General features: G+C 69.4%; 15 protein-coding genes and 1 pseudogene. 8 read left to right on the top strand and 8 right to left on the bottom strand.

Features of this window, described 5'->3' with window-relative positions:
• Window positions 1-7: 7 nt before the first annotated feature.
• A pseudogene (locus tag AQI94_RS46660) lies at window positions 8-460 on the bottom strand (RICIN domain-containing protein); the annotation flags it as partial.
• Window positions 441-1,715 carry an ArgE/DapE family deacylase gene (locus tag AQI94_RS32995; protein WP_031055849.1) on the bottom strand — a complete coding sequence of 425 codons (1,275 nt, stop codon included), beginning with the start codon at window positions 1,713-1,715 and terminating at the stop codon, window positions 441-443. The gene AQI94_RS32995 and the pseudogene AQI94_RS46660, both read right to left, overlap by 20 nt.
• 167 nt (window positions 1,716-1,882) lie before the next feature.
• On the opposite strand from AQI94_RS32995, the gene AQI94_RS32990 reads away from it, so the two are divergent.
• Entirely contained in the window at window positions 1,883-2,320 is a 438-nt protein-coding gene (locus tag AQI94_RS32990; protein WP_031055852.1) for an Lrp/AsnC family transcriptional regulator, read from the top strand.
• Window positions 2,321-2,969: 649 nt separating this feature from the next.
• Here AQI94_RS32990 and AQI94_RS32980 read toward each other — a convergent pair.
• The 3 genes from AQI94_RS32980 to ligA all read right to left on the bottom strand — a co-directional run bounded on the left by AQI94_RS32980 (window position 2,970) and on the right by ligA (window position 7,457).
• Window positions 2,970-4,199, bottom strand: a complete 1,230-nt coding sequence (locus AQI94_RS32980) for a PucR family transcriptional regulator (protein WP_031055857.1) — start codon at window positions 4,197-4,199, stop codon at window positions 2,970-2,972.
• A gap of 416 nt (window positions 4,200-4,615) precedes the next feature.
• Window positions 4,616-5,038, bottom strand: coding sequence for a hypothetical protein (locus AQI94_RS32975; RefSeq protein ID WP_031055860.1), 423 nt, complete (start codon window positions 5,036-5,038; stop codon window positions 4,616-4,618).
• 319 nt (window positions 5,039-5,357) lie between these two features.
• The gene (gene ligA, locus AQI94_RS32970; RefSeq protein WP_031055863.1) at window positions 5,358-7,457 is read right to left on the bottom strand and encodes an NAD-dependent DNA ligase LigA; all 2,100 of its coding nucleotides are present in this window, start codon (window positions 7,455-7,457) and stop codon (window positions 5,358-5,360) included.
• A gap of 264 nt (window positions 7,458-7,721) precedes the next feature.
• Here ligA and AQI94_RS32965 point away from each other — a divergent pair, with 264 nt between their 5' ends.
• Complete coding sequence (locus AQI94_RS32965) at window positions 7,722-8,240, top strand: RICIN domain-containing protein (RefSeq protein WP_031055866.1); 519 nt, start codon at window positions 7,722-7,724, stop codon at window positions 8,238-8,240.
• On the opposite strand, the gene AQI94_RS32960 is transcribed toward AQI94_RS32965, so the two are convergent.
• Window positions 8,222-8,992 carry an IclR family transcriptional regulator gene (locus AQI94_RS32960; RefSeq protein WP_063760202.1) on the bottom strand — a complete coding sequence of 257 codons (771 nt, stop codon included), beginning with the start codon at window positions 8,990-8,992 and terminating at the stop codon, window positions 8,222-8,224. The two genes, AQI94_RS32965 and AQI94_RS32960, sit on opposite strands and share 19 nt — an antisense overlap.
• Before the next feature lie 697 nt (window positions 8,993-9,689).
• Between AQI94_RS32960 and AQI94_RS32955 the strand changes: the two genes are divergently transcribed.
• Window positions 9,690-10,205, top strand: coding sequence for an RICIN domain-containing protein (locus AQI94_RS32955; protein ID WP_031055872.1), 516 nt, complete (start codon window positions 9,690-9,692; stop codon window positions 10,203-10,205).
• Window positions 10,206-10,237: 32 nt separating this feature from the next.
• Here AQI94_RS32955 and AQI94_RS32950 read toward each other — a convergent pair whose 3' ends face one another.
• Entirely contained in the window at window positions 10,238-13,078 is a 2,841-nt protein-coding gene (locus tag AQI94_RS32950) for an AfsR/SARP family transcriptional regulator (protein ID WP_225890352.1), read from the bottom strand.
• Between the two features lie 542 nt (window positions 13,079-13,620).
• Entirely contained in the window at window positions 13,621-15,081 is a 1,461-nt protein-coding gene (locus AQI94_RS32945; protein WP_031055876.1) for an aspartate ammonia-lyase, read from the bottom strand.
• A 227-nt stretch (window positions 15,082-15,308) separates the two neighbouring features.
• Between AQI94_RS32945 and AQI94_RS32940 the strand changes: the two genes are divergently transcribed.
• The 5 genes from AQI94_RS32940 (at window position 15,309) to AQI94_RS32920 (ending at window position 20,801) form a co-directional block, all read left to right on the top strand.
• Window positions 15,309-16,625 carry a dicarboxylate/amino acid:cation symporter gene (locus tag AQI94_RS32940; protein WP_037944939.1) on the top strand — a complete coding sequence of 439 codons (1,317 nt, stop codon included), beginning with the start codon at window positions 15,309-15,311 and terminating at the stop codon, window positions 16,623-16,625.
• Entirely contained in the window at window positions 16,622-17,335 is a 714-nt protein-coding gene (gene cuyB / locus AQI94_RS32935) for a cysteate racemase (protein ID WP_031055881.1), read from the top strand. The genes AQI94_RS32940 and cuyB overlap by 4 nt, the downstream gene beginning before the upstream one ends.
• 47 nt (window positions 17,336-17,382) lie before the next feature.
• Complete coding sequence (locus tag AQI94_RS32930) at window positions 17,383-18,069, top strand: GntR family transcriptional regulator (RefSeq protein WP_062230071.1); 687 nt, start codon at window positions 17,383-17,385, stop codon at window positions 18,067-18,069.
• A gap of 965 nt (window positions 18,070-19,034) precedes the next feature.
• Complete coding sequence (locus AQI94_RS32925) at window positions 19,035-19,748, top strand: LamG domain-containing protein (RefSeq protein ID WP_225890351.1); 714 nt, start codon at window positions 19,035-19,037, stop codon at window positions 19,746-19,748.
• 339 nt (window positions 19,749-20,087) lie between these two features.
• Window positions 20,088-20,801 (top strand): SDR family oxidoreductase, encoded by a 714-nt coding sequence (locus tag AQI94_RS32920; RefSeq protein ID WP_225890350.1) that lies wholly within the window; start codon window positions 20,088-20,090, stop codon window positions 20,799-20,801.
• The last annotated feature ends 100 nt before the right edge of the window (window positions 20,802-20,901 follow it).

Here is a 20,901-nt window from a genome sequence, read left to right as displayed (position 1 = left end):
TGCCGTCGGTGCTGAGGCGGACCTGCTGGTTGGACTGGCCGTTGCAGTCCCAGATGTTCACGGCGGTGCCCTTGGCGGTGGCGGCGCCGACCACGTCCAGGCACTTGGAGCCGCCGTAGACCCGCAGTTCGCCCGCGCTGGTTTTGGTGAACTGCTGGTCGGCGTCTCCGCGGCAGTCCCAGATCTCGGCGAGCGTTCCGTTGGCCTGGGAGCTGCCGGTGATGTCCAGACAGCGGCCGGAGCCCTGACCCTTCAGGGAGCAGGCACTGCCGAGCGCGTCCAAGAACCCTTCCGGGGCGGCAGCGGCTCCTGCCTCCTGCGCAGGCGAGGGGAGAGGGGCCAGCCGTGACTCTGCTTTGAAAACCGTCGCTCGGGCTCCGCCGGCCGCACGTCGTGCGGAACAGGACTGAGCGCGGCTGCCAGAGGTGCGGTTGACGGCGTTACCTGGTGCCGACCGCACGCAGTGTGGCGAGCACCAGTGCCCGGGTGACGGTGACGACTTCGCCGACGTGGACCCGTTCCTGTGGACCGTGTGCGAGGCGTACGTCGCCGGGGCCGTACTGCAGCGTAGGGATGCCTGCCCCGGAGTAAAGGCGCAGGTCACTGCCGTAGGGAGCGCCTCGCTCCGACGGTCGCGGACCGCCGGTGACCTCGGCGTGGGCGTCGCCGAGCAGGGCGGCGAGCGGGTGTCCGGCCGGCAGTCGTCCGCTGGCGAACTGGCCGCCGGGCCAGGTCACCCTGGCGGGGTGCGAGCGCAGCCAGGGGTCGTCCGTGCAGGCTTCGGCCACGCACGTCTCCAGTTCGGTGCGCGCCTGGGCCGGATCCTCGCCCAGCCGGACGCCCAGTCTTCCCTCGGCCACCAGCAGGTCTGGCACGCTGCTGGCCCAGTCGCCGGCCCGGACGGTGCCGACGGACAGCGGGTAGGGGATCGGGTATTCGGACATGAGTGGATCGACGTCGGTGTTGCGGCGGGCTTCCAGACGGGCGAGCGCGCGGTGGATGGGCAGGTAGGCGTCGACGGCACTTACTCCCACATATCTCGTACTGCCGTGGGTGGCCCGGCCGGGCACTTCGATGCGAAAGGTCAGTGCTCCCGCGTTCGCGGTCATGAACGCGCCACTGGTCGGTTCGGTGATGATGCAGGCGTCACCGGTGTGGCCGCGTTCGAGGGTGCCGAATGCTCCGAGCCCCCCGTCCTCCTCACTGACGACGAAGTGCGCGGACAGCCGGCCACGCAACCTCGCACCCGCCGTCCGTATCGCGGTCAGGGCGGCGAGGATCGCCACCACGCCCGCCTTCATGTCGCACGCTCCTCGGGCGTGCACCACGTCTCCGGTGACGCGCGGGCGGAACGGGTCACCCTCCCATCGCGCCAAGTCCCCAGGAGGAACGACATCGACGTGGCCCTGGAGGATCAGGGACGGCCCGTCGACCCGGGGCCGGGTGCCGCCCACCAGGCCCCACGCCTCCGTGCGTGGAGCCTCGCCGCCCGGAAAGCGGGGATGTGCCCGCAGCTCGCTCAGATTCATCGACCACAGGTCGACGTCGAGGTCCAACCGCTCCATGTGCCGGGCCAACACGTGCTGCAGCTCGGACTCCGCCGCGCTCCCCGTCACGCTGGGAACAGCGAGAAGTTCCAGCAGAAGGCGAGCGATGACCGCCTCATCCACTGCGGCCAGCGCGGACGCTTCCACATCACTCACGATCGCTGTCATCGAAGGCTCCCGGCCCGTCACATCAGGTCGGGTTGGAGACTACGGTTGCGGCAAGAATGCAAGCAATCGCCATCTGATGTTATCCATCTCCGTTTTCTTGCAACATCAGCAGGCTGATGGTGAATCGTTGCGCCTTGCCTGCCCCTACGGACGCCCGGAGTGAAGTCGTGGACGCCATCGACGAAGCGATCATCCAATGCGTGCTGCGCAACGCCCGCTCCACATACGCCCAGATCGGAAGGGCGGCCGGGTTGTCCGCGCCCGCCGCCAAGCGGCGTCTCGACCGTCTGGTGGCCACGGGCGCGATCCGCGGTTTCACCGCTCTCGTCGATCCTCAGGCGCTCGCCTGGCACACGGAGGCGTTCGTCGAGGTCTACTGCACCGGCAACCCCACTCCTGCCGAACTGCGCCAAGCCCTGGAGGACATCCCGGAGGTCGTCGAGGCCTGCACCGTCTCCGGCGCCGCCGACGCAGTCGTGCACATGCTCGCCAGAGACATCCCCCACCTGGAACAGGCCGTCCAACGGGTGCGCGCCACTCCTCCTGTCCATCGGACCGAGAGCGTCATCGTGCTCTCCAGGCTCCTCAACCGGCCGCGGCTGTGATCGCCCGCCCTGGCTCACCGCCAGCGTGGAGGTTCGCGTCGACAGCCCAGGGTCTCCGGCTTCCGCCGGGCTGACTTTCCCGTTCTCACTCCGGACCGCTGGCTGGCCGAATTCGCCGAGCTGTCGATCAAGGCCTAGGTACGGCCTCTGATCCTCAAGGAGAACGCGGCTCGGGTGCTCGGCCTCGGCGGCGGGTCAGACCCAGCATGCGAGCGCGACCGCGTAGTTGGGACGGCCGGCACGGGTTGGAGCAGGTGAGTCCCGGTGGCCCCGGCTTCTTTTCGTGCCACGACGAGAGCGGCCGCCGGGTCAGCGAACGCGGTGGGCCGCCCGGTATACCGCCTGGATGTCCTGACTGCCGACATGTCCTCGATCGGGGAACTGCCGAGGACGAGCAGGTCCGCGTCCGCGACCGGGCGCAGCCGGCCGCGGCCCACCGCCTCACTGGTCGCGGAGCGCAGCACGTCACCGGTCGGCATGCCGAGGCCGGCCAACTGGGACAGCGCGTGGGGGTAGACGTCGTGCGGCTTGAAGGAACCGATGCCGGCGTCGGTTTCGGGTACGACCCGGAGGCCGGAGGCGATGATCCTGGCCAAGACCTCATGGGGCGAAGGGGTACGGAAGCCGTGAAGCGACGAGGGAGGGGAGATCAACTCGGGACTCCACGGCCGGAGGAATCCGGTGCCCGCAATGACTCCGCGCGCAGGGCGAGGATGAGATCGAGGCGGGTGTCCGGGTCGTCGAGCGCGTCACCGAAGAGCTGCTTGAGCTGACGTAGGCGGTAGCGGACCGATTGCGGATGGAGGTGGAGACGGGCGGCCACGTCGGGCACGTTGTTGCCGGTGAGCAGCCACGCCAGCAGTGTCTCGGCGTGCCGTGAGCGCTGTCCCGTCGAGACCGTGTCCAACGGAGCAAGCACATGCGACCGCAGTTCGTCGAGCAGGGGCTCGTCGCTGTGCAGCAGGAGCGTGGACAGGTGGTCCACGCAGCGTACGACTCCCTGCCGGGGCAGAATTCCACGTCCCATCAGCCCGAGCGCGCGGGTGGCCCACCGCAAGGACCGTGCCGCCTGTGGCAGGGACACCGTGGGACCGATCGCGGCTGGGCGGTCACGCATGGCCAGGGCGAGAGTCCGCCCGGCGAAGTCGCTCTGGTTGTGCGGATCTGGCACCAGCATGCAGGGTGGCCGGGAGTCCATGTCCACGAGGACGCCAGAGGCGGTCAGTGGCCTCGTCTCCTCTTGTGTGTCCGGTGACGACGCGAGTGCGACCACCGCGACCTGCCGGGGGACCGGCCAGCGTGCGGCGTGCGCCAGGTCGTGCACGGCTTCCGGTGACACCGGGCCTTCGCCGAGCAGCAGGCCGATCAGTCGGCGTCGTTGTCGCTCCAAGTGGTCGGAACTGCGCAGTTGTTCCTCGGCATATCCCCGAGCCGCAGCCTCCGCCACTTCGTGCGCTGTGTGCAGCGCGAGCTCGCCCAGCGCGGAAACGACCGCCGAGTCCAGCCCCAGCCCCTCCGCCGTGCGGCTCAGTCGGCGCCAGGCCTGCATCCCCCCTACACGCAGCGCGGACTGCAGCGCATCCAAGCTGCGGTCCTGCCTCGCCATGGTCCGACCCAACTCGTGGTACATCGCACAGGCGGCGTTACTTTGCCTCTGGGGGTCTGCGATCAGATCGACGAAGAGCGTGAGCGCGTCCAGGGCGCCGGATCGGAGCCTTCTTCCCGCGGGCCCGGCGTACTCGGGAACGTGCTTGAGTATCGCCTCCACCACCTCGCCGGCAACGGCGTCAAGATCGTTCCGGAGCGGTTCAGCCAACGCGGGCGGTATCGAACGGGCTTCGGGGGTGCTCGGCACATCGTGCGGAGTCGGTGCTGCCACGGGACGTTCCCTTCGACCTGAGAGGGCTCACCAGCTGACCGTCGGCGGTGGGCCGGCCTGACAGGGGACGCGCGATCGCAGGGCCCCGGGTCTTTGCCAGGTGGGCACCGACGCCACCCCGGCAAAGCTTAGGGGGATCAGCGGCGGCCGACGGGAATCGGAGCGCCCACTCGCTCCCCCTCGGCCTGCTGGAACGGCATGGCTCCTGTGATTCGGGCGCTCATTGTCGGTGTGGCGAGGGCGTCTTGAGCTAGGTTGGTGGGGGAGTTCTGAGAAGCAGCAGGGCGCGTTCTGGCGGCTGGGTGGGGTGATGGTCGGGGGGCTGCCCCGGAGTTGTTCGTGGTTGGTCGATAACGGCGGTGTCGTGCTGGTGATGGTGACTTGGAACCCCTCACAGCATGAACATCGGGAGCCGCTCAGCTTCTCCGTGTTCGGTTCATGAGGAGGGCCGAGCAGACGGTGGCGCAGGCCAGTCCTGCGTAGAGCAGCGGCAGAGTCCAGAACCACACCTCTTCGGTGTCGTGGCCGCTGCTCCAGTGACAGGTGATGGACGGAGGGAAGCTGTCCACGCTCACCGATGTCAGGCTGTAGTCCCGGCCGGCGTCCCTGTACACGCCGTTACCGGTTCTACTCCCGCACACGTCGAGCGGGCTCGTGAAGGCGAGCCCGTAGACGGTTCCGGCCCTATGCGCGGCGATCGCTGTTGTGATGCCGATCACGGCCCAGCGGGCCGGCTGTGAGGGCTCCGTCCGGGTCACCCACAACGCGTACGGGAGCGCTCCGACGCCGAAGAGGAGGAGTGTGACCGCGGGTGGACCGAAGAACGCGAAGAGGGACACCAAGCGTCCTGACGTTACTTGGAGCGGTGGAACCGGTCCGTGGAGGCGTACTGCGCAGGTGCGTGATCAAGCTACAGGCTCTGCCGCAGTCCGTTCAGACGCCGCCAACAGAGGAGTGCGCATCCGAGAGCGAGGAAGGTCGGTGCTGGATCTCGGTAGGGAGGGCCCGGCTGGACGGGGGAGACCAGTCGGGGTCGTGGGTGGTGGCGTGCGGCGGGCGGTCGCCTCTCGGCGGGGTGCTCCATGGGGCTTCAGCCGGACGATCGTCCCCATGGGCGGAGGGTGAGGCCCGGGGACACTGTGCCCTCCGCCAGCCAGGTCAGGTGGTGAAGTCGGCGACCAAGGCGGCGAATTCGTCGGGGCTGGCCAGGCGGATGCCGAGGTCTTCGGCCTTGGCTCGCTTGGATCCCGCGCCTTCCCCAGCGACGACGAGGCTGGTCTTTCTGGAGACGCTGGAGGAGGAGCGGCCGCCGGCGCGTTCGATGAGTTCGTTCATCTGGTTGCGGCTGAGTTTTTCCAGCGCGCCGGTCATCGCGCCGGTGACCACCACTGTCATCCCGGCCAGCGGGCCGACCGCCTTATCCGTGCCGTCGGCAGCGACCTCGGTGTCGGTGTCGGTGTCGCTGGTCGTGGGTGTTGGCGGGGTCGCGCCGGGTTCGGTCATGTTCACCCCGGCGGCGGTGAGTCTGTCGATGAGCGGGGAGAGCTCGGCAAGCTCGGCGACGATCGAGGGGGCTTTTTCGGTGCCGATGCCCTCGACCTGCTGCATCGCGTCCGCGTCGGCGGCTCGGATGTTGTCCATGGTGGCGAAGTGGCGGGCGATGCGGCGGGACATGGAACGGCCGGTGCCGCGGACCCCGAGCGCGCACAGGACCCGTGACAGCGGCTGGTCCTTGGCCGCGTCGATCGCGGTGAGGAGGTTGTCGGTGCTGGTCGCGCCCATCCGCTCCAGTGCCAGGAGTTGGTCGCGGGTGAGAGTGAACAGGTCGGCGAGATCGGCCGCCAGACCGGCCTCGACGAGCTGCACGATCCGGGTGGCCCCCAGACCTTCGATGTCGAGCTGGTCGCGGCCGGCCGCGTACGACAGGGAAGCGACCAGGTGGCAGTTGCGGCCCTGTTCGCACCGCCAGCGCTCCTGGCTGGTGTCGATGGCGGAGCCGCACCGCGGACACACCTCGGGGAACACGATCGGTTGCTCGTCGCCGGTGCGCAGGTGGGCGACGGGGGCTTCGATGCGCGGGATGACATCGCCGGCGCGATGGACCATGACGTGGTCGCCCAGGCGCAGGTCGCGGCGGGTGATGTCGGCCGGGTTGTGCAGGGTGGCGTAGGTGATGGTGGCGCCCTCGATCTGCACCGGCTCCAGTACTCCGCGCGGGGCGATGATCCCGGTGCGGCCCACGTTCCACTGCACCTCGACCAGGCGGGTGATCTTCTCCACGGCGGGAAGCTTGTAGGCGATCGCCCAGCGCGGCGCACGCGACCCGGATCCCGCGGCCTGCTGGTCGGCGGCCAGGTCGGCCTTGATGACGATGCCGTCGATGCCGAACGGCAGCTCGGCGCGCAGGGCGGCGGTCTCCCGCACTCTTTCCAGGGTCTCCTCCACGGTCGCGGCGACGATCCCGGGGACCGCGGTGGTCGCAGTGGTGTTGACTCCCAGCTGCGCCGTCAGAGCCATGAGGTCGCTGTGGGCGAGCTCGCCCAGCCGTGCGGCCAGCGCGGTGTCGGTGTCGGCCAGCGGCAGCAGGCCGTAGCCGAAGAACGTCATCGGCACCGTGTACGCGCGGTCCTTGGCGCGCAGGCTGCCCGCGGAAGCACCGCGCGGGTTGGCGAACGGCTGCCCGCCGTGCGCGGTGCGCACCTCGTTGGCGTGCTCGAACTGGGCCGTGGTCATGAGGACTTCGCCACGCACCTCCACGGTGACCGGCCGCTCCAGCTTCTCGGGCAGGCCCACGAGGGTGCCGATCGCGTGCGAGACGTCCTCTCCGGCGATCCCGTCGCCGCGGGTGATCAGCCGGGTCAGCCGACCGTCGGTGTAGCGGGCGGCGATCGCGAGACCGTCGAGCTTCGGCTCGACGCTGAAGCGTTGTGCCTCGTGGCCGATGCGTCTGGCCAGTGAGGCGGTCCAGGCCGTGAACTCCTCGGGTGTGAACACGTTGTCCAGGCTCAGCATGGCCACCGTGTGCGGCACGTCGCCCACCACCGCCCCACCGGCGACTTTCCCGGTCGGCGAGTCGGGCAGCACCTGATCGGGATGGTCCGACTCCCACGCGGCGATGCCGCGCACCAGCCGGTCGTAGGCATCGTCGTCCAGCGCCGACGTGCCGCCCCCGTAGTAGGCCGCCGATGCTTTCACCGCGTCCTCGACCGCCTGCGCGTAGGCGGCACCATCCATGATCTCTGCAGCGGGAGTCGTCATACCCACCATCCTGCACGCCACCACTGACAACGCCCCGACCTGCGCGTACCCGGGCAGCTCCACCCTTTGCTCCCACCGGGGCATTCGACGTGTCCGGCGAGCCTTCCGACCTTTCGCTCACCACGGCAAGGGCCACAGCCTGCCGAGCCACACCTCGGCGAAGGCGGGCGGGTTCGGTTCGCTGACCGGACCGGAACGCGACATGGGGGTCTCCCGAGACCACTATCGGCCCGTCCGCTTTCTTCACACAGCAAGGAGTCAGCGATGAAGAGCTCCCGCCGGAGCACGGGCCCGCGCACTCTCGTCGTGGTCGTCTGCATGGCACTGGCCGCGCTCTGGGCCACCGCGACGTCGGCGTCCGCCCTGAACACCCAAACCTATGAACAGCTGCAGAACGCGGAGGCCCATCGGTACTGTCTGGACATCAAGTCGGAGGACCCCGCGGAGGGTGCCCGCGCGCAGCTGTGGAACTGCACGGGCGTCTCGGAGCAGAAGTTCATCCTCGTGGCCGCCGACCGGGGCCAAGGGCCGGTACCGGGCCAGTGGACGATCCGGTCGAAGAGCGCGGGCAAGTGCCTGTTCGCCGGTGGCGGTGCCGGGACGCAGGTGACCCAGGTGGGCTGCTACGCGTACAACCAGGCGCACAGCTGGGAGCTCCGGTCGACCGGTGAGATCGTCAACATCTACTCCGGCCTGTGTCTCGACACGGCGCACGACCAGAAGGGCGCCGCCGTCATGGTCTGGCCCTGCAACGGGAACATCGCTCAGCGCTGGTTCTTCTGAACCGGTCGCCGCACGCCCGCGTTCGACCCCGTCGCACGGTGCCACCGGCGCTGTGCGACGGGGTCGTGCCCGTCCGGTCGAGGGTTACGCAGGGCCGTGCTGATGGCGCCGCCGATGTCGCGGGCGGTCTCGGCGAGCCGTTCGAGGCAGTGCGCGGGGTCGGTCGCGACGAACAGGGCAGCCACCGGGACCTGGCCCCGGTCGTACAGGGGGACCGCGGCGCAACACACCCTGTCCACCACTTCCTCGCGGTCGAACGCCACGCCGCGGTCCCGGATCACCGCAGCCTGCCGCGACCAGGCGGCCGGGAGGGAGTCCCGCGGCACCGCGGACGGTGTCTGGGCCAGCAGCACTTTGCCGGCGGCCGTGTACCAGGGCCAGGTCGCGCCGCCGAGCAGCGGTGCCCATGCGTCCCCGGTCTCGGCCGGTGTGCAGTCCACGACGAGGGTGTGGCCACGGCGCAGTACGGCGATCCCGGCGGTCGCACCGGTGGCCCGCACCAGTCGGCGTACCGGCTCGGCCGCGGCGGACCGGAGCCGGGGATGCGGCTGCCACTGCCGGCCCAGCCGGAAGATCCGCGATCCCATCCGATAACACGTGCCCCGCCGCTCCACGGCGCCCAGGCCGACCAGCTGCTCCAGCAACCGGTACGCGGTCGTCTTGGGAATTTCACTCTCCGAGGACAGCCTGGTCAGTCCGGCCTCTCCGGCGCGCTCCAGCACCTCCAGCAGTGCGAAGGCCCCTTCCAGCACGCTCCGTCCTCCGCCATCCGCCACGGACGGCCGGCACAGCTGTCTCGCGTCCACTCGCATCCCCTCCCCACGGCACCGGGGGCTCAGATCACCCCCGTTCCACAGCCTGGGACCGGTGTGTGGGCCGAGAGCTTGCCGAAAGGTTGTCGCCCTCCCGATGGGGCCAGCGCGACCCTGGGCGGTCCGCTGAGCGGAACCCCGGGTGACGGCTGCAGGGCGCACTGCCAGGCTCCGGATCGCGGCGCCGACACAGCCGTATCCGACCGTCGGAGGGGAGAAGGATGATGCGGGAGGGGGATGGTGCGGGGACGAAGAAGAGCCCCACGGGCATCGGCGCAGTACTGGCCACGCTTGTGGTCGTCCGGGTTGATTCGTTCCGGGCTGTTCGTCGCGTGGCTGGACGCCGGCCGCGACCCTGTGGCTTCGTGACCCAGCTGTCTGCATCAGCGATACCGCCGACGCGCCGACCCGACCAGAACGGGCCGGCCGAACCCGTCGGCGGCGGTTTCGTCCAGCGCTGGAAGCCGGATGTTGCTCCGGGCCCCCGGTCATCGGACCGTGGCCGACGCGAGTCGTCGTTCTGCCCCAACCTCAGGGACGGCTCCCCGGCGAACGGGACACGCATCCAGATCTGGACACGCGAGGTCGGCAACAACCATCAGCTCTGGAGACAGAGATGACGTCCGGAAGGGGAACCATGAGTTACAGCACGACACTTGCGGGGCTGCTGGCCTCGGGCGCGTTGGTCGCGGCTGGGATGGCCGCGACTGCGGCGCCGGCCGAGGCCGCGAGCTTCGTGACCATCAGGAACTTCGGCAGCGGTCTGTGTGTCCAGCCCGGCCGGAGCAACCCGACAAGCACCGGGGTGCAGTTGACCCAGGAGGTGTGCGACGGCAGCGTGGCCCAGCAATGGAGCCCGGTGTCACTGGGCGGCGGGAACTACCAGTTCGTCAGCCGAAGCAGCGGCGGCTGCATGGACGCCCACGGGTCCAACGCCGACGGGACTCCGGTGGACACCTGGCCGTGCAGCACCATCAGCAATCAGCGGTGGAACTTCTCGCCGTCGATACCCAACGCGCTTCCGGCCCGGATCGTCTCGGCGATCGGCAACCGGTGCCTGGACGTCACCCAGGGATCGGGCGACCCCGGCACCCCGATCCAGATTTTCCACTGCACCAGCGACAACGCCGCGCAGGCCTGGCTCATCAGCTGACCGGGCACGCTCCGAAGCCCGGTCCCATGTCCTCACGGGGGACCGGGCTTCGGCCCGTCCTGGCCGTGGGCCAGCCTGGCGCGCAAGGGCTCGGCGTCGGGCAGGCCGAGGTCGTCGAAGATCTCCACCGCCCGCGCCCACGCCTGACGGGCAGCCGTGAGGTCACCGGCGTCCTCGTGGGTGTCGCCCAGGTACGCGTGACCGATGGCCTCACTGCGCCGGTCCTCCGTCTTGCGGAACAGCTCAAGGGCCTGCCCGTAACACTCGACGGAGCGCGCGTGGCGTCCGAGGTGCCGGTGGATGTAACCGAGACTGTCCAGGGTGTGGGCCTGGCCGCTGAGGTCGCCGATCTCCTGGACGAGACCGAGTGCCTGCTCGCAGTACGCGAGCGCCCGCCGATGGTCTCCGAGCTTGGTGTGGTACCAGCCGATGTGGTTCAGCGCGATGGCCTGACCGCCCCGGTCGTGCGCGCAACGGTAGTGCTCGAGCGTGTGATGCGCGTGGTCGAGGGCCTCCGGGTGGCGGCCGTCGGCCGAGGCGACGGCCGCGAGGTTCTGGTGCATGCGGGCCTGCCCCGCCTCGTTGCCCAGTTCGGCGAAGAGGTCGAGCGCGAGCAGGTAGTGGTGCTCGGCCCGGTCGGTACGCTCCAGCCTGGCCCAGGCGAGTCCGAGGCCGCGGTGGGCGTTGGCCTGCCCCGCCGTGTCGTCCGCGAGGCGGGCCGCTCTCAGGGCGGTGGTATGGGCCGACGCCAGCTCCTGCCAGTCGCCGCGCCGTTCGAGGAAGGTGGTGAGGGTCGCGGCGAGTTGCCAGGTGTGGGTGTCGAAGCCGGGCGGCGTCCGCTCGACCGCGGACAACAGGACGAGTCGCTCGGCGGTGAACCAGGCAAGCGCCTCGCGGTGATCGGACGGCCGGCCGGGCTGGGCACCCGGCAGCGGCGGTGCCAGGGTCAGGGGGTCACGGCGCAGAGTCAGCAGGGCGTCCGCCGCCCAAGCGGTGTGCAGATAGTGGTCCAGCATCCGCAGGGTCGCCGTGTGCCGGGTGGAGTCGTCGTCCTCGGCCGCGGTGCACTCGGCGGCGTACGCCCGCAACAGGTCGTGGAAGGTGTAGCGACCCGGTCGGTGCTCGGTGAGCAGTTGCGCGTCGGTGAGTTCGGTCAGCAGGGCTTGGGCGCTGTCCTCGGTGACACCGGCCAGTGCGGCGACGGCCGGCGGGGCGGCGTCTGGCCCCGGGTGGAGGCTCAACAGCCGGAAGAGCCGAGCGGCGTTCGGGCTCAGCATCCGGTAGGACCAGGAGAACACGGCACGCACTCCGCCGGACGGGTCGTCACCGTCCAGCGGGTCCAGGCGACGGTCGGCCGTGCGCAGTTCTTCGGCGAGTTCGGCGAGCGGCCGACGGGGTTCCGTCGCGGCGCGGGCGGCCACCACGGCGAGCGCGAGAGGAAGTCCCGCGCACTGGACGACGATCTCGTCCACCGCCGCGGGTTCGGTGGCCAGCCGTACGGAGCCGAGCCGGACCGCGAGCAGTTCCCGCGCCTCTGCCGGGCCGAGCAGGTCGAGGGGGAGCAGGTGGGCACCCTCGGCCACCGCCAGCCCGGTCAGCCGGTTGCGGCTGGTGACCAGCGCCAGGCAGCCGGGGGCGCCGGGCAGCAGCGGGCGTACCTGTCCGGCGTCGCGTGCGTTGTCGAGCAGGATGAGGACCCGGCGGCCGGCCAGGAGGCTGCGGTACAGCGCCGCCTGTGTGTCAAGGCCTCGCGGGATGTTCTGCGGAGGCACCCCGAGGGCGTCGAGGAAGGCCCTGACGGCCCGCGCCGGGCTCACCGCCGTGCCGTCGTCGAATCCCCGCAGGTTCACATAGAGCTGCCCGTCGGGAAACGCGTTACCCATCTGGCGGGCCCAGTGCACGGCCAGCGCGGTCTTGCCCACCCCGGCGGTGCCCGACACGGCGGAGATCACGACAGCCGTGGGCTGCTGCCCGGCCGCGGCGAGGATGTCCCGCAGCCTGGCGAGTTCCTCGCTCCGGCCGGTGAATCCGCCAACGCCCATGGGCAGTTGGGCGGGGATCACATCGACAGTCGAACGGATCCGGACCGGCGTCACATCGGGGTTCGTGAAGGCGGTCGTATCGGCCGGCAGTCCCCGCAGGACGGCCTGATGGACCTCCCTCAGGCGCGGGCCGGGGTCCGTGCCGAGATCCTCGGCCAGCCGCTGCCCGATCGCGGCGAAGCAGTTCAGGGCTCCGGCGCTGTCCCCCGTGGCGTGCAGGGCCCGCATCAGCACCTCGGCCAGCGGCTCCGCCAGAGGGTGTTCCTCCAGCAGCTCGGTGAGCGGTGCGACGACCGTGTCCGGATCACCGCCGCGCAACTCGGCCTGGGCCCATCGGACGGCGGCGTCCAGCCGTTCCCGCCGACACGCCTCCCGCACCCGGGCGATCCACTGCCCTTCCAGTCCGGCCAGCGGTTCGCCGCGCCACAGTGCCAGCGCGTCGGTCAGAAGGGAGGCCCGTACGCCGAGGTCCTGCCCGCGTTGCCGGGCGAGTGCCGTCAGCCGCCGGAACCGGTGCAAGTCCACCTGGTCCGGACCCGCTTCCAGCTGGTAGCCACCGGAGCGCCGCACGACCCGTAACGCGTCGCCCGGGCTGTCGTCAGCCGCTTCGCACGTGCGCCGGATCCGGGCGACGTGCGCGTACAGCGCGCGTCGCGCGCCGTCCGGCCGGTCCGCTCCCCAGACCCGCTCAGCCAGCACGTCGACCTGGACCGGCCTGCCCGCGTCGACCGCCAGTGCCGCCAGCACGGTACGGCGCTGCGGCGGTCCCAGCTCCACCAGGTTCCCCCGGACCACGAGTTCCACCGGCCCGAGCAGCCGCAACTGCACCACAACGCCCGCCCTCCGCACGCCTCCGGCGTCCGTGCAGGCGCCGTACACCCCCGGCGAGGGCGAACACCTTCTGCTGGGACGCGAGTTCCTGGGCTCATAGTCCCCGGGGTGACGACCGGAGACAACCTGCTGTGGAACTAGGGCAGTTGACACCTGCCGCCTCCACCGACGCATCCGGTTCGCCGGGGCGCACCCAGCGCCTGCTCTCTCGCCGCACGGTGCAGCCGTGCGTGGTCGACCGCCCCTGGGACCGAAGCGGTCGAGACAGCGTGTCCAAGGAAGTTCACAACAATCCGTTCCGGCTTCCCGGCGGTCCGGTCCTATTCGGGAGTGTGCCGGTGCGGCTGCGGAACGGCCTAAGCCCGTAGAGCCGCACGCCGGCTCGGCGTCGTGTGCCCGCAGGCGTTCGGCGACGCCGGCGGCGCAGTTCGGCGTCCTCGCGGATGGCCCCGACGAGCCGCACGGAGCACCGGCCCCGGCCGCAGCTCCCCGGCATGGCACGTGCCGGGCCCGGCACGCCGTTGTCGGAGGCGGCAATGGGCTCAGTGGTGCTCGTGTACGACAGCGACGCCGGCCGGTGACGCGGTGACCGCGGTCGACGGCTGAACGAGGGGTGCCGTGAGGTGGTGCGGCTGCAGGATGGTGTCCAGTTGCTCGGCGGTGAGAAGGCCGGCTTCGGCGGCGAGTTCTTTGATGGTTCGTCCGGAGGCGAGGGCCTGGCGGGCGAGGGCCGTGCCGGCCGCGTAGCCGATGTGCGGGGCGAGGGCGGTGACCAGTCCGATGGATCGGTGGACGCTGTCGTGGAGGTGGTCGCGGTTGGCGGTGATGCCGGGGACGCAGCGGGTGGCGAGGGTGTCGCAGGCGGCGCGCAGATGGGCAAGGGAGCGCAGCAGGCTGTACGCGATGACGGGTTCGAAGGCGTTCAGCTGGAGCTGTCCCGCTTCGGCGGCCATGGTGACGGTCAGGTCGTTGCCGATGACTTCGAAGGCGACCTGGTTGACGACTTCTGGGATCACAGGGTTGACCTTGCCGGGCATGATGCTGGAACCGGCCTGTACGGCCGGCAGGTTGATCTCGCCGAGTCCGGTGGTGGGGCCGGAGGAGGTCAGGCGCAGGTCGTTGCAGGTTTTGGAGAGCTTTACGGCCACGCGCTTGAGGACGCCGGAGAGTTGGACGAACGCACCGCAGTCCTGGGTGGCCTCGATGAGGTTGCCTGCCGGGCGGACGGGTTCACCGCTGATCCCGGCGAGACAGGCGCAGGCGAGCTCGGCGTAGCGGGGATGGCCGTTGATGCCTGTGCCGATCGCGGTGCCGCCGAGGTTGGACTCCAGCAGCAGGGCTGCGGCTTCTGCCAGGCGCCGGCGGTCTTCCTCGATCATGACCGCATACGTGGTGAACTCCTGGCCGAGCGTCATGGGGACAGCGTCCTGGAGTTGGGTGCGGCCCATCTTCAGTACGTCGCCGAACTCGGCCGCCTTCACGGTGAAGCGGTCGGCCAGCGCGCCCATGGATTCGCCGAGCCGGCGCAGTGAGGTGACGAGGGCGAGGCGTACGGCGGTGGGGTAGACGTCGTTCGTGCTCTGGCCCAGGTTGACGTGGTCGAGCGGATGCACGACCTCGTAGCAGCCGCGGGGGTGGTGGAGTATCTCCAGTGCCCGGTTGGCGATGACCTCGTTGGCGTTCATGTTCGTCGAAGTGCCTGCGCCGCCCTGGATCGGGTCGACGACGAACTGGTCGGCGTGGCGTCCGCCCCGGATCTCCTCGCAGGCGGTGATGATCGCCCCTGCGATGTCCGGCGGGAGCAGGCCGAGTTCGCGGTTTGTGGTCGCTGCTGCCTGCTTCACGGCCGCCAGCGAGGCGATCAGTTCCGGGAACTGGGCGATCGTCGCTCCGGTGATCGCGAAGTTCTCCAAGGCACGCGCGGTGTGCACGCCGTAGTACGCGCTGGTCGGAACCTCCTTTTCGCCCACCAGGTCGTGCTCGATTCGAGTGTCCCGAGCCATCTGCGCTCCTCCTCGTAGCCACCGGCGTCAGCCGGTATGCCGCCGTGGGACCCCTTGACAGGCCCATCGACTGAGGCTCAGTCTTACCGACCAATACGCAGAGCGCAATATATTGGAGCCCTCAGGAGGTGCCAGTGAACACCCCATCCACCCCGACCACCAGCACAAACGCCCGCTCGGACAACCGCTCCGGGCCACGGCCAGGTCTTCTGCGGCGATCTCTGCGGATGCCGATCGGCGTTCAGTCGATCATCGCCGTGGGACTCGGTGCCCTCATCGGTACCGTCGCGCCGGGCGCCGGCGAGCAGATGAAGATCCTCGGCGACCTCTTCCTCAATCTGGTCCAGGTCGTCGTCCTGCCCCTGGTCTTTCCGCTCATCGTGCTGGGCATCGCCCGCATGGAGTCGGTCAAGAAGGTCGGCCGCATCGCCGGCAAGGCCATCCTCTACTTCGAGATCGTCACCACCGTCATCCTGCTGATCGCGGTGGGCCTGGCCAAGTTCACCGGCATCGGCAAAGGTGCCCCCGTCCGCGCGGCCGACGCCAAGGACCTGGACAGCCTGAGCCAGGGCATCGACTTCCACGAACTGATCCTGCACGCCGTACCGAAGAACATCTTCGCCGCGTTCGGGGAAGGCAATCTGCTCGGTGCGATCACCTTCGCCCTGCTGGTGGGCGTGGCCATGGCCGCGATCGGAGAGAAGGCGGCGCCCTTCGCCTCCGTGCTGGAGTCCGTCGCCGCGGTGATGTTCAAGGTCGTCGGCTACGTGATCCGCGTCGCCCCGCTCGGGGTACTCGGTTTCATCTCCTACGACGTGGCGTACTACGGCTTCGGCAACCTCCGCAGCCTCGCGGGCTTCATCGCCGTCGTCTACGCGGGCCTGGCCATCGTGATCGGCGTGCTCTTTCCGCTCATCGCCGCGCTCTACCGCATCCGCTACATCGACCTGCTCAAATCGATAGGGAGCCTCGCGGGCATCGCCTTCGTCACCCGAAGCTCCGAAGCCGTACTGGCCCCACTCATGGGCAAGTTGGAGGCCTTCGGGCTCAGCCGGTCGACAACCTCGTTCGTCGTCCCGCTCGGCTACTCCTTCAACACCGACGGCTCCGTCCTCTACCAGGCCACCGCTCTGGTCTTCCTCGCCAACGCCTACGGCGCCGACACCTCCCTGCCCGCCCTGCTCCTGATGGTCGGCGTGCTGGTGATCCTGTCCAAGGGCATGGCCGGCGTGGCCTCCGCCTCCGTCGTCGTCCTCATCGCCGCCGGCAACTCCATCGGACTGCCCGCCGAGGGCATCGCCCTGCTCCTCGGCGTCGATTTCATCGTCGACATGGCCCGCACCGGCGTGAACGTCATCGGCAACTCCCTCGCAGCCGCCGTGGTCGACGGCTCCGAAAAGCGGCGGGAGGCAAAACGCGGACCACGGCAGAACACCGACCAGACCAAGGCGACAGCCCCGCACAGCGACGACACCACCAGCGACGACACCACCAGCGGCGAACCGCCGTTCGACCGTACTCTGCAGAAGGACACCGCGCAGTGACCAGCTCGACCGGCTTCACGGAGATCATCGGCATCCTGGGAGGCATGGGCCCGGCGGCCACCGCCGACTTCTACACGAAGCTGGTGTCGATGACCCCCGGTCACAACGACCAGGACCACCTCAGGGCCGTCATCTGGTCCGACCCCACGATCCCCGACCGCACCGAGGCCCTCCTCGGCACCGGACCCGACCCCACTCCCTGGCTGCTCAACGGCAGCCGCGTGCTGCGCGAGGCCGGTGCCACCGTCATCGCCATCCCCTGCAACACCGCCCACGCCTTCGTGCCGCGGATCGCCGACCACGTCGGCCTGCCGATCATCCACATGATCGGCGAAGTCGCCCGTCACCTCACCACCCTCCAACCGGCCGTCCGCACCGCTGGTCTCCTGGCCACCACCGGCACCGTCCAGGCGGGCCTCTACCAGGAATGGCTCGCTCGCTACGACATCCGCCTCGTGCTCCCCGCCACCACCAGTCGGCAGGCCGAGGTCATGGCGGCCATCCGCGCCGTCAAAGCGGGCAAGCCTGCCGCGGCGACCGCCACCCTGACCGACTCGGCACGACAACTGACCGCGCAGGGCGCACAGGCGATCATCGCCGGCTGCACCGAGATCCCGCTGGGGCTGCCCGCCGACGACGTCGACGTCCCCCTCGTCGACCCCGCCGTCATCCTGGCTCAGGTCCTCGTCCGCCGGGCTCGAACGGCATGACGGGGAAGGCGGGAGGCCTGGACCATGAGCGATGTATCGTACGCAATATGTCACTCGACAGTCCTGTCTCCCGCCGCCTCCTCAGTGACGAGGTCTACGACCGCCTGCGCGACTCCATCGTCCGCGGTGAACTCGTCCCCGGCGAGAAGGTGAAGGACGGAGAACTCGCCGAGCGTCTCGGACTCAGCCGCACCCCGGTGCGTGAGGCACTCTCCCGGCTTGCCGACATCGGCCTCGTCGAAGCCAAACCCGGCGTCTACACCCGCATCACCACCCTCAACCGCCGCGACGTCGAGAAGACCCTGGCCGTCCTGCGCTCTCTCGACCAGCTCGCCATCGAGACCGCCGTGCCGGTCATGACAGACCAGGACCTGCGGCACATGCGCGAGGCCAACCGCGACTTCGAACGGGCCGTAGCCGCCAACGACACCACCGCCGCGCTCGCCGCCGACGACCGCTTCCATGCCGTTCCCATCGCGGCCGCCGACAACCCCGTACTCAGCCGGATAGTCGATCAGCTGCACCCGCAGATCCACCGCATCCTCTTCCGCAAGTTCTCCACCCTGCTGGGCGGCCGCAACACCATCGAGCACCATGACCAACTCATCGACGTCTGCGCCGGCGGCGACGCCCGTGCCGCCGCCGAGCTGTCAGGACAGCATTGGTCCGCCCTCGGCGGACACATCAATCAGCTCTTCGACACGAACCAGTTCGCCGAAACCGCGACCACCTAGCCCCCGCACGGTCACCAAGAACCGGGATCCACCCCGAGGTCGCGGGCAGGCCGGCCGGGCCCGTGTCCCGTCGAAGACACGTCAGGCCAAGTCGAGCCCGAGTCACGAGCCGAACCTGCGTGCTCGCACGGCCATGTACACAGACGTAGGCCGGGAGTCGTATGTCAGCGGTGCGGCTTTACCGGCGTCCCCGGCCCAGTTCTGGAGGCCCTGGTCGGGGATCCTTCAGGCGGTACCCGCATCAAGGCAGGGGGCTGTGAGTTCAAGTCGGGGCTAGCCTGACGGGCCCTGCTCGCTCGATGGTGAAGGGAGTAAGTGCCCGAACAGACACCGGCGGAGGACGAGATTGTTCAGATCTCCGGAGAAGGCCGGAGTCTCACCTCCAGCGACAACGAATTCTCCCCGTTGGTGCGTTTGGTGTGGGACGGGCCCGCGCCTCAGTCGCCAGGCTCTTGGGAGTACGAACGGGCGCGGGATCATACTGAGGCTTCGCTGACACTCGATCCCTTCCCTCCCGATAAGCCGCACGAGGACCCCTTTGAGGTGTGGGTTGTCCAGATTGGGCCCGTCGCTGACTGAGAAGTCGCATCTCAACTGATCTTGGACGCGCAAAATCGAACCTCGAAGCTGTCTACCCGAGCCATGAGTCGCTAGATCGGATTGCCTGCCCATTCCCGGGTCCCGCGCGGCAGGTACGAGATCCGCCTGCAGCGCGGTCGTACGACTCGATGGGTTTATCGGCACGTCCCATTGCCTCCTCCGGTGCTCTTGGTCGGCCTTTCCCCGGTCGCGTCAATGGCTTCCGCGGCCGCGTGTGTGCGTACGTCCGGTGTGAGCGGGCGCGTTCACGGCGACCCTCACTCGGGAGGCTGAATTGCGCGGCGGATATGGGCGGATGGCGCATGGAGACGGACGGGGCGGGAGATGCGAAAGGCAGGGGCATTGACAGCAAGGAGGGGGTGCCTGTGAGTGCCGTCGTGTTCAGCGCCGATTTCTCCTCGGAACGCCAGTGGGTCGCGGGCCGCTCCTGGGCCTATCCGAACGGAGGGCCCACCAACCAGGGCGATAACAAACTCGATCACCTCACGTCGGATCCCGCCTATTCCCGGCTTGGCACGTTCAGGGCCCGGCGCAGGGCGGACGGCCTGTGGGACGCGGGCCTGCTGACCACCGAGGGGAGTGCCGAAGGGTTCATGGTGCGTACCGGGGACCACCTGGAGACCACCGTACGGTTGCCCACCCGGCTGGGTGCCTGGCCCGCCATCTGGACCTGGCGGGACGGCGGCAATGAGGTCGACGTCTTCGAGTACCACCCCGACAACCCCGACCTTCTGGAGCTGACCAATCACGTACGTGAGGGACAGAGTTATGTCCGCCACGAGGCGGTGCGCCCGGGGGCCGTCCTTGATCTGGGGGTGACCTTCGGTCGGCGAAGTGTGGTGTGGACCCTCGACGGCGAGCGGATCTTCTCCGACAGGAGGGGCGTGGGGTCTGGTTGGCACGCCTACCTCATCGTCAACCTGTCGGTGTGCGCGGGCCGTTACCACCCGGCCCCCGAGCCCGGGACTGCTGAGATGTCCTATGAGGTGAGCCGTCTCGTGGTCATGAGAGACGATGCGTCGCTGACGGATGCATGCCCAGGGCAGGCCGCCGATCGTTCGGGAACCCTCCCCGGCTGAGACCGTCCACGCTCGTCACACTCCAGCTTGATGGTGGTAGCAACGGATGAAGTCTTCGAATGGGAAAGGAGCAGCTCGGGCTTGGGCGTAGTCCGCCCATTCGTCCGCGGCGGCCCTATGCCGCGAACGCGGTGCGGGGCACGCTGTAGCCGTCGTACTTGCTCCTACCGGCGGCTTCCTGCGCCCAGTCTGAGGGCTGACCGGCACGGGCGCCTTCCACGGCTCAGCCAGGGACCGCCGATCCATGGACAAACCTTCCTCTCCCGCCCCTGCGCGGACGCTCCTACGGTCGAGGCTGCGGGCGCTCACCGCCCGCCGTACCGAAGGAGCAAGACCCCCATGAAGATCACCGGCAACACGATCCTGATCACCGGCGGAACCTCGGGCATCGGCCTGGCCCTGCGTCTGCACGAGGCCGGAAACAAGGTGATCGTCGCCGGCCGGCGCAAGGAGCTCCTCGACGGCATCACGGCCGAGCACCCGGGCATCGACGGGCTCGTCCTCGACGTCGCCGACCCCGACTCGATCGCCCGGGCCCGTGAGGCCGTGGCGGCGAGCCATCCAGGGCTGAACGTTCTCGTCAACAACGCCGGCATCATGCAACTGGAGAATGTCCTCGACCCGGCCGGTCTGCAGGTTGCCGAGGATCACGTCGCGACCAATCTGCTCGGCACGATCCGGATGACGTACGCCTTCCTGCCGCAGCTGGGGGGCAAGGAGGACGCGGTCGTCATGAACGTCACCTCGGCGTTGGCGTTCGTCCCGTATCAGAGCACCCCGACCTACAGCGCGACGAAGGCCGCGCTGCACTCCTTCTCCGAGAGCCTGCGCATCCAGCTCGCCAGTGCTGACGCGGGCGTCCAGGTGATCGAGGTGGTCCCGCCAGGCGAAGATCGTCGCCCGGCGGCGGCCTGGCCGCGTGGTCCACGTTGCTGTGACGGAGGTCGGCAGATCCCGACGGCGGCGGCTGGGGCGTCGACGGACGATCATGTTCATGCACCGAGCACGAGCCTGCCTCGCCACGCACGGCATCACCCGCAACGCCAGCACTGAGACATCCGAAAACCGACGCCGGGAAAGCCCTCGCGGCCTGGAACATCCACTCCGACTGCCACCGCCCCAAGGCACGGCGGAAGGGCAGCCAGCGGCACCG

This window comes from Streptomyces pseudovenezuelae, from assembly GCF_001513955.1.
GTDB classification, from domain to species: domain Bacteria; phylum Actinomycetota; class Actinomycetes; order Streptomycetales; family Streptomycetaceae; genus Streptomyces; species Streptomyces pseudovenezuelae.
This window is presented reverse-complemented; position numbering and strand designations above follow the sequence as displayed.